The 10,463-nt window shown below is 46.8% G+C and carries 3 protein-coding genes; 1 reads left to right on the top strand and 2 read right to left on the bottom strand.

The genetic code is table 11. The features are described from left to right. Nucleotides 1–81: 81 nt before the first annotated feature. The gene (locus tag BS19_RS19290; RefSeq protein WP_245609314.1) at nucleotides 82–8,490 is read left to right on the top strand and encodes a T1SS-143 repeat domain-containing protein; all 8,409 of its coding nucleotides are present in this window, start codon (nucleotides 82–84) and stop codon (nucleotides 8,488–8,490) included. A gap of 115 nt (nucleotides 8,491–8,605) precedes the next feature. Here BS19_RS19290 and BS19_RS19285 read toward each other — a convergent pair whose 3' ends face one another. Both BS19_RS19285 and BS19_RS19280 read right to left on the bottom strand, forming a co-directional pair. Then, the gene (locus BS19_RS19285; RefSeq protein ID WP_038177547.1) at nucleotides 8,606–9,700 is read right to left on the bottom strand and encodes a mechanosensitive ion channel family protein; all 1,095 of its coding nucleotides are present in this window, start codon (nucleotides 9,698–9,700) and stop codon (nucleotides 8,606–8,608) included. A gap of 78 nt (nucleotides 9,701–9,778) precedes the next feature. Continuing rightward, complete coding sequence (locus tag BS19_RS19280) at nucleotides 9,779–10,219, bottom strand: DUF2850 domain-containing protein (protein ID WP_038177546.1); 441 nt, start codon at nucleotides 10,217–10,219, stop codon at nucleotides 9,779–9,781. Between the last annotated feature and the right edge of the window lie 244 nt (nucleotides 10,220–10,463).

Here is a 10,463-nt window from a genome sequence, read left to right as displayed (position 1 = left end):
GACGGCAAGCTGTCGTTTATCCCTGATAGCAATCTTGACCACTCGGCGAATGACACCATCAGCCATACCCTAGTTGTAACCGTGACGGATAAAGACGGCGATACGCTGCGCAGTCAGGTTGAGTTGACCATCAGCGATGGACAAGGTCCCATCATTACCGCGATTACTCAAGGTCACGTTTATGAAGCGGGCTTAAGTGACGGCTCGAAAGTGGGCGCAACGGATACCACGGCCAGTGGCACGATTAGTGTTGCCACCGGCAGTGATAGTGTCGTTGCGATGAAAGTGGATTTAGCTAAGTTAAACCTCACGTCAACGCTTGAATCTGATGGACAAAAGGTGATATTTGGCGAAGTGACTGGCACTGGCGGTGAGTTTATTGGTCAGTATGTCGGATATATCCACCTCAACGGCGCTAAAGTTGAGGTGCTGCGAATCGATTTAGATCAGAGTGACTTAGGTAAATATACGGTTTCTCTTACTCAGGAAGTTGACCACGCGCAGCAAGGTATGGACTCGTTAGCGATCAGCATTCCTGTGTTTGCGGTTGATAAAGATAACGATGCCTCTATTAGCCATAATCTCGTGATCAACATCGGCGATGATGCTGCTCAAATTACTGGCTTCGACCCAAGTAGCCGCTTTACGGTACAAGAGGACGATACGCAATCGGGCTCTTCGCCAGCGGTTGCGACAGCATCGGGTCGCTTAACCACGATTGAAGGCGCAGACTCCGTTGTGCGATACCAATTGGTGAATTTACATAACAGTGAAGATGGCCTTAAATCAGGCGGTCATGAGGTTACGATTTCACTAATATCCGGTAGCGCAGGGGAAACTAGCTATCAAGGCGTAGCTAACGGCGAAGTCATATTCACACTTACGCTCGGAGATAATGGCAGCTATACCTATACTCAGATTAAAGCCTTGGATCATGCCGAGGGATCAGACTCGTTGACGATTCCTTTTGCGGTCGCCGCTGTTGACCGTGACGGTGATGTTTCGCCATCTCATCTACTGCCAATCGAGGTTATTGATGATAAGCCTAGTCTTGCGGGCACAACGGGTGAACGACGAGTTGATGAAGATGATTTAACGTCTATTGGCTCAGACCAAAGTCAAGCTACCCAAATCTCGGGCCATTTTGTTGTGACTGAAGGGGCTGATGGTGTTGCTGATTATCAGTTGGTGAACGCAAGTCAAACTTTAAACGGACTAGTCTCTGGCGGTGAAAATCTAGAGTGGGCTCCTGCGACCAATAATGGCACCGTATTTACCTATACCGCGCAGACAGTCTCGGGCGAGCCTGTGTTTATCATTAAGTTTGATACATCGGATAATCGCTATACTTTCGAACTTCTTAAACCGCTTCAACACCCCGATGGCCAAGGGGAAAACTCGCTTGATATTAACTTCTCGATTAAAGCCATCGATTTTGACGGTGACGAGAGTGAAATCATCACCCTAGCGATTAACGTGGTCGATGATGTACCTACTTTAAGCGGGCAGTCGATAACGCGCGTCGAGGGAGAGGGACTGAGTGGATCTCTGGTCAATATGTTTGGCGATGACACCGATAAAGGTGCCGACCACGCAGCGCTAACCAGAATTGAAGGTACGACAGACAGTGACGGTGCCGAGATTGTTTTTAGAGATGGCCATAGTTACGTTAAGTCAATTGATTTGACGGCAGGGACGCAAGATATTGCCGTGTATCAGCAAACGACGAACAGCAATGGTCAGGTTGCAGATCGCCACTTAGGTTGGTTAAGAGTCGACAGTGACGGCGAGATAATGTTTGCCGCCAATCCGTCGCTGCAGCATCAAGGGAATGAAATTAATTTTACCGTCAATGTTACGGCAACCGATGGCGATTTAGATACCTCGGTGGCACCACTGGCGATCACTATTACCGACCAAGACGCCAGTCCGGTTGCGATGAAAGTCACCACATTTGAAGATGCCGGTCGTGATAGCAGCATCAAATACGCCGACGGTGACGAACCTACGCGAGAAAATGCACACGATAATCAAGCGGGTATGCCAGATGCGCCAGCACAAGTCTCGCTACAAGTTAACCTACATGATCAAGACAACGGTGAATCGATTGGCGCGCTAACGATTAAAGCGGGCAATCACCATGGCAGTTTCTTCTATCTTGAAAATGGCGAGTTACATAAATTAACGGTCGATCCTGCAACGGGCGATATCGTATTGGATAAGTCGCACCTGCAACAGAGTTTTAGCCAAAGTGGTAGCGATACTATAGCGACGATTAACAATCTCTATTTTGTGCCAGACCGTAACTATTCGACAGAGCATGCTGGTATCGTCATTAACTACCAAATGCAAATCGATAACAATGGAATCGCCGACCATACCCTTGACTCGAATTTCCATATAGCAGTAGAAAGTGTCGCCGATATTGCGACTTGGAATGATGCTAAGAGTACCTACTATTACCAAGTCGATGAAGACGGCAGCAACGTTCAAGTTGAACTCGCTGCGGCAACCCAAGATGCGAGTCGCCCCGAAACGATTAGCTATGAACTACAAGTAACGCAAGGTGAAGGTCATTTTGAGCTACTCGACGCTCAAGGAAAAGTCATTACCCCCACTGACGGTGTTTATACGCTCTCGGCGCAAGAGGTAAACTCGATTCAAGTAAACCCAAGTGATAACTACTCAGGGCAGATTCGCTTCGAAGCAACCGCAGTCAGCACTGAAACTCGTAATCCTTACGTCGATGGGACGACAGATAAAACTACTGCGCGCTCTGAAGTTAAAGAGTTAATTATCGATGTGACGCCACAAGCCGATGCTGGCAGCTTCAGTGTTAATCGTATTCAGATTAATGAAGATAATATCGCTGATCCAGATTACACCGGGCAAGATGCCAACCATCAACCTTTCACTCTCAGCGAAGTGATTGGCATGAAGCCGTCGTTAGATAGTGACGGCTCAGAAACGTTGTATGTGCGCATTTCGGATATAACTGAGGCAGCAACGCTGGTTTGGACGGGGAGTGGTGTCAGTCAAATCACGTCTGTGACAGTCAATGGCGTAACCTATCAAGAGATCCCTTACGATCAATTGGCGAATGTCGAAGTGGTTCCTGATTTGCATAGCAATAAGGACTTTACCTTTGCTGTGACAGGGGTGATCAAAGATAGCGCCATTCTGTCTGACAATAGCATACATGTTGATGAAAACGTGTTGGGCACGAAAACGGTTAACGTTGAAGTGATCGGTGTGGCGGATATCCCTGAGCATCATATCGGTGGCTCAAGCTGGAGCGATTTTGTTGATGGCAATATCTCTGGTGTTGAAACCACCATCGATGAGAATAGCTTTGCGACAATAGATTTCTCGGTAATTTCTGGCGAGCATGCCCAGCGGCCTATAGATGGTTCAGAAACCATTACGGTACTGCTATCTAACATTCCTGCGGGTGTGGTCATTGAAGACGGCAGTGGTGACACGGTTAATCTGAATTTTACCGGTTACGATGCCAACGGCCAGCCTATCTATGAAGCTAATATCACCAATCTCGATATCTCATCGGGGATTGTGATCCGTCCTGTTGCTTCTTCGACGGAAAATATCCATATCAAAGAGACCGTTGTTGTCACTGAAAATGATGGCCATACACTGACTTTTGATAGAGAGATCCGAGTGAAGGTTGAGCCCGTCATTGATACACCACTGCACTATACCAATCAGTCCGTGGGCGACGAAGACTCAGCAATTAATATCGCTTGGCATCCCAAAGTGGGCAGTGATTACACCGACTCGGATGAACACTTTACCTCGATCCAGATCAGCGGTATTCCCGATGGTGCAACGGTATATGTTGGTGGCAGTCTGGCCAGTGTTAACGGTGGTACCATTGAGATTTCACCCAATACAGGCCAGTCATTGGCAGCATTTACACAAGCTGCGTTACAAGATGGCTTCATCCAAATTGTGCCGGCAAAAGACTCAAGTACCGACTTCAATTTAACAACCACGGTGCAAATTGAAGAGCTCGACCACGAATACACCAGCGAAAACATCCAAGGTGAAGGTGGGCGTGTTAGCGCCACCATTAGCGGTGATATTCACGTCGAAGTGCGTCCTGTGGTTGAGCCAACAGATGCGCGTAATAAACTGATCGTAGCAAATGAAGCGGGATCTGAGGTCGGTGATGCGGCGCATAAAGTCGTTGCCAATTCCGATGGCACGATTGTTTTCACCACAAATGAAGCCAAAGCGGCGTTATCGGGTGAGTATGTGATTAGGTATCAAGAGACTGATGCTCTTGACTCTCAGTATGAATCTGAGGAATTAGTCACACAGCTGGTTGTCCAGTTCGACGATACGCGTCAAGAAATCATGGATCAGCTTTTCATTGAGGGCGCTGTGTATGAAGGTAATGGTCGCTGGGTGATTACCAACGAAGATGCCTTTAGTATCAAAGCGCCGAATGGATTAGATTTTACCCCTGCCGATGCAGGTAATCCGAAAGTATTCAGTGATATTGGTTTAACCATTTTCGCGCAAGTCGTTGATAAGGGCGATGATGGCACCAAGCAGAGTGTCGTGGAGCAGCGCGAGACAAAAGTGGTGTTATCGTTCCCTGAGTATGCGGACGGTAATGACTATCAAGCGGGCGTTGTCGAGCTTATCGACAACAGCGTCATAACAGGTGTGGAAGATACAACTATCGACCTTGGTCAGCAGCTAAAGTCTATTATTACCGTCACATCCCATGACAATCATGAGGATACCGTGACGATTGTGATTGATAGTCAGGTGACGGTGGGTGGCGAGACTTTCGCAATTGGCATTGAGGGCTCTAATTCTCATGTTGATTTTACCAATGGCAAGTACGTCTTCCAGGCGACACTGACTGACGACGGACTCATTACAGGGCTTGATGATCTCACGCTTATTCCGCCAACAGACTATTCGGGGGACTTTCGGTTACCTCTGACTGTTATTACTACCGATAAAACGTCAGGTGATGAAACCGCTATCAATGAGTCAGTGATCATCAAAGTTGACCCGATCGCAGATGTGGCCTCTGGTGTCAATTCACAACCTGAGATCACGTTGGAGGTCAAAGGGTCACTCGACGATTCGATCAACCCGATTGATCAAGATGGCGCGGCAGGAGCTGATCCGATTGGTTATGAAGATAGTTATATTCAACTCGATCTGAGTTACGTTTTGGCCGATAAAGTCACGGGTGACGAAGGTGGCCGCGAGGTGCTTTCATCGATCACTTTAACACTAGCCGAACCCATCAACGGTGAGTTTTTCGACCAATCCGGTAAGAGCTTGGGGACTAGCCTAGAGTTTAACAAAGAGATGATTGATAACCACGCACTCGATAACATCTTGTTTAAACCCAAAGCCAACTACCCCACGGAAAATGACGATAACAAAATCACCATTAACGTGACGGGTACGGTCACCGATACCGCAACATTCAATGAAACGGTGAGCGAAACGACCTCTACACACTCAGATAACTTTTCAACCAGTGTCAGCTTTGAAGTCACGCCTGTGGTTGATGAGGTTGTTGTTACGGGACCTGGCTCTGATCCAAGTCAGGTAATCGAAATTACGGGCGATGAAGACCAAGTGATTTCCCTTGGTAACTCTGGCGCGGTGTCGATCGCCTTGACCGATACTGATGGTTCCGAGTCGTTTGTATCGATTAAGTTTACTGAGGTGCCAGATGGATTCTTGCTAACCGCCGATCCCGCTAGCGGTTACACAGTCAAAAACAATGGTGGCGGTGAGTGGAGTGTTAAGCTTCCTTCGGGAACAAGCGATACATTGGACTTAAGTGCTATCTCTGTTCAACCGCCGAAGCACTTCAGTGGTACCGCTGAGTTTGGCGTAACGGTCTTTAGCCAAGAGTCATTATTAGGTGTACCGACGGCGGCGAAAGATTTGCCTAAGTTTTCTCTGACGGTGAATCCGATTGGCGACGTAGTTGATACGGATGCAACTGATTCAGTCTCTGGATCTGAAGGCACTAACATTGATATTGCAATCAACGCCTCAGTGATTGATAAGGCGATGTCTGCCTCGGGTAGTGGAACTTATAGTGAAAATGCGCCAGAAACGCTGCGGGTAGAAGTGAGTAATGTGGCGCAAGACGCGCAGATTTTCTATCCAGATGGGACAACGCTGGCAAATTATGATCCCGTTACCAAGGTTTGGACGTTAGATATTCCGGCTCAGCAGCTCGATAAAATTGTATTTAACTCAGGTGAACACAACAGTGATACTGCCAGTGTGATGGGTATTAACCTCCCTATTCATATTGCGGTTCAAGCGGTGGATAAGGATGCCAGTGGCAATGAATATCTGGGGCCTAAGTCAGAGTTTGATGTTGATTTGATGATTGACCCAGTCAACGATCAACCGACCTTCGTGAACGTTATTAGCCTTGAAACGACAGAAGATGTGGTCGGGGGATTAGCGATTGACCAATTTTCGATTGCCGATGTCGATGCAACTTATGATGATCCTAACGCCATCTACACTCTAACGCTGAATGTCGATAAAGGCGTGTTGGAATTTGTCAGTGACCCGAGCGTTGACTTCTCGCTCGCTACAGATGGTCGCTTAATCATCACAGGTAAACTTGAGGATATCAATGCAGCCATTGCCGCTGGTAAAGTGAAGTTTAACCCTGATACGGACAGTAATGATCTTAATTCAGGTGGCGCGGTGACAGTCACCGCAAGCGTTGATGATGGTGGGAGTTATGGCGCGATCATCGCCGGAGATGCCAGTACGTCATCCACAAATCAAACTAACTTCTTGATTCATGTGAAAGAAGTTAACGATGCTCCAGAGCCGAAAGACTTAGATTTGGGCACTATGCTTGAGGAAGGAAGTCGCATTATTACTGCTCAAGAGTTGCTTGATGCCACCAGTGACAAAGAAGGTGACAGGATCAGTGTTGAGAGTTTGATGTTAGCCGAGGGGCAAGGAAAGTTAACCCTCAATCCTGATGGTGTCTCTTGGACTTTTGTTCCGGCACAAGATTACAACGGTGAGGTTAAGTTTACCTATGTAGTCAAAGATGATGGCATGACAAATGGTCAGTCTGACCATCAATCTGCTAGCGCAGAGATCACTTTGCTTGTTGAAGGGGTGAACGATCAGCCAGTGCTTGATATCGATGATATTACGGTCGGCATTAATGAAGCGCCAGCGCAGCTGATTAGCGGTATTAACGTAAGTGATGTTGATTATGTCGATGGACATGCGAACGACTTGATGACCGTCACCTTGAGTGTTGATTACGGTCATCTATCCATTTCGATACCTTCGGCTTCGAGTGTGATGGTGACTGGCGCGAACAGTAGCTCAATGACGTTAACAGGGACACTCTCAGACTTAAATACTCTACTCGATAACCCCACGCCGCCAAATGGCGTTTATCTCGACGCGAGCCGTGCACCGAGTAATAGCATTGATTTGCACGTTACCGCAAAAGATAGTGGTAACCCATCAGGGATTGCCTTAGAAGCTGATGCTAAGCTCTATACCATCGCGTTGACGCCAGTGGCCAATGCACCAACGTTGACGCTAGATTCCAAGTGGAGTCATATGCAAAATATGACAGTAAGCCAGAATGCCAGTGCGAGCGGAATCGCCGTTCTTGGGTTGTTGGCAGCACTGACTGATACGACCGAAGCGTTAACACTTGAAGTGTCTGGTGTTCCGGCAGGGGCGAGCTTAGACAGTCGAGATGGCAGCGTAAGTTTTGACAATGGAGTGTGGTATGTATCGCCCGATGCTATCGATACGCTCAGCGTGAAAGATGCGGCAGTTGGCGAGCATACCTTGACGTTCAAAGCGATCTCATCAGAGTTAGACGATAGCGGTGCAGTGCTTGATAGAGCAGAATCGAGCAATCACATCGCTATTCATCTCAGTGTGGTTAATGATGCCACAGTGATCGATAAGTCTGCTTCAAACGAGGGTGTGCATCTTGATGGTAGTGGTGTTAATGCCACTTTAACCGGAGGAAGCGCAAGCGACTACTTGGTTGGTGGTGCAGGTCATGATCAGCTCATCGGGGGTGATGGTGACGACACGCTGGAAGGCGGTTTAGGGTCTGATATTTTGGTTGGTGGCACGGGTATGGATACCTTTGTTTGGCATCAAATTGATAATGGTTCGACGGATACCATCAAAGATTTCAGTGTCAGTGAGGGGGACAAAATCGACTTACGTGACGTGTTGCCTGAGCTCAAAACAGTGTCCGTCAATATGGATAAGCTACTTGAGCACCTTGATGTCAAAGTGGATGGAGATAATGTTGAGTTGCTTGTTCATCCTGATGGTTCAGGAATGCAAGAGCAGTCTATCGTGGTAGAAAATTTAGCCCATCAGCTTGATAGTGGCTTTAGCGGTATGTCGCAACACGACATGCTCTCTTCATTGCTCGATCATGTGATGATACACGACAACAACTAATGGTTTCTGTCCTCGAGTAACCAGTAACGCCCCTAATGCTAAGTTAGGGGCGTTTTGTCTTGCTTATGATTTAACGCAGCAGATAGGCACTGTGCTACGTAAGGTCGAGGCACAATTACTGTGGTTTAACTGGCAGCTCACCGACGTGTTGTGGCTCTAACTGGATGGTTTGAGTTGGGAAGGCGATATCAGCATCATGTTGTTTGATGATGTCATAAATTTTTAGCAACACATCCTGTTTTACCTTGTGGTAGCGAATCCAATTGACGGTCTTGGTAAAGGTATACACCATTAAAGTCAGCGAGGAAGGACCAAAGCCATTGAAGTTGACGATTAAGGTCTGTTTCGCATCAATATCAGGGTGATTGGTCAGCATGGTCTTGATATCTGAAACAATGACGTCAACTTTTCCACCATCTTTATAACGAATGCCGATATTTTCGTTAATACGTCGGTTTTGCATACGTGATGGGTTCTCAACCACAATATTACTGAATATTGAGTTGGGGACATACAGCGGTCTTTTATCGAACGTACGAATAATGGTCATACGCCAACCGATGCGCTCCACTGTCCCCTCGATTTGGCGATCAGGAGAACGGATCCAATCGCCGACTTTAAACGGGCGATCAAAGTAGATCATCATCCCACCAAAGAAATTAGACAGTAAGTCTTTGGCCGCGAAACCGACCACCAGACCACCTACACCACCGAAAGTAAGTAGGCCAGAAAGGCTCAAACCGAAGGTTTGCATTACCGTTAAAGTGGCAATCACCACGAAGAATAAACGCGCTACTTTACTTACTGCTTGTACGGTGGTTTCGTCGCGCTTTCTTTGCTCTAAAATGTACTCTTCAATATTGTTGATTAGGCGAATCGCTATCCAGAGAAAAATGCCAATCAGTAGAATCTCTTTTAAGGTGCTCAACCAGTTGAGTTTGGAAATGGTGTAATCTTGCAGCAAAAAACCAATTGAAATGGTAGCAGGCCAGCACCAAATTAGGGTACTAACCGGTGTTTTAATTGCAGCAAGAACAAGGTCATCCCATTGGAAGCTGGTTTTTTCAACTAACACTTGCAACTGATTGTAGGCCAACCGCCATGCAATCCATGCCAGAAAACTTGCGAGGGTGATCAGTAATACATTGGTATCCCAGCTTTGGAGCAAGGAAGCGATGGGGGGCGGAAGGTTTTCAACGAACGCTGTCATTATTTTTATCTAGACCTACAGATAGTTTGGTTCAGTATACGGGCTAGCTTGATATCAAACTAGTGCGTTGACAGCCACTTAGTTATCACCAAAGTGATTAGAGAGCGCAGAACGGCGGTTTTTAGCTGAGCCCCCACCGCCCATATCAATCGTCTCTTCAAACCCTTGCTTAATAAAGCGCTGAGTTGGACTATTGGGTTGTATGCGGCGTAGTTGAGGTGAGTTAAAGGTGCCAGCAATTTGATATATCGCGGTTCCTTGGCCCGTTTTAATTAAGATCTGTTTACCATCAAATTCAAATTGCGTCGCAACGAGTCTATCGTTCCTAAACACGCCTTGTTCGTTTAAGGTCAGGACTTCTGTTTTATAAGGAGGAGCGCCGATCTCAATCCAGCTTCCATAGACGTGCTTCGGATCAACATAGTCTTGGTAACTAAAGTAAATTAGGCCACCAAAACCCAGAGTGAGAATGGTAAAGACTACCACAGCGAGTGTTTTGAACGTCGAGCCTTTGGTCATAATAGTGTGTGCTCATCCCTTGGAAAAGGAAACATCAAATAGCAGACTATTAGCTTGGAAGAGATCGTTTCTTAACGCAATTTTGATAAAAAGAACTTTGAACCTGACCCCAGATTAAAAGTTTGCTCACTCAGTTAATCATCAAGTCTAGCTTATTAATTTGCTCACTGCGCAATATGAAGTAAAGCTTGGCCGAAGTGTTCTTTTTTAGTTAGTTGTAGATGCGCTTGGCTTTTGGATGGCT

Origin of the sequence: Vibrio pacinii DSM 19139 (genome assembly GCF_000711795.1) — a bacterium.
GTDB lineage: Bacteria > Pseudomonadota > Gammaproteobacteria > Enterobacterales > Vibrionaceae > Vibrio > Vibrio pacinii.
The sequence above is the reverse complement of the archived record's forward strand: the minus strand, read 5'-3'. Positions and strand labels throughout refer to the sequence as shown.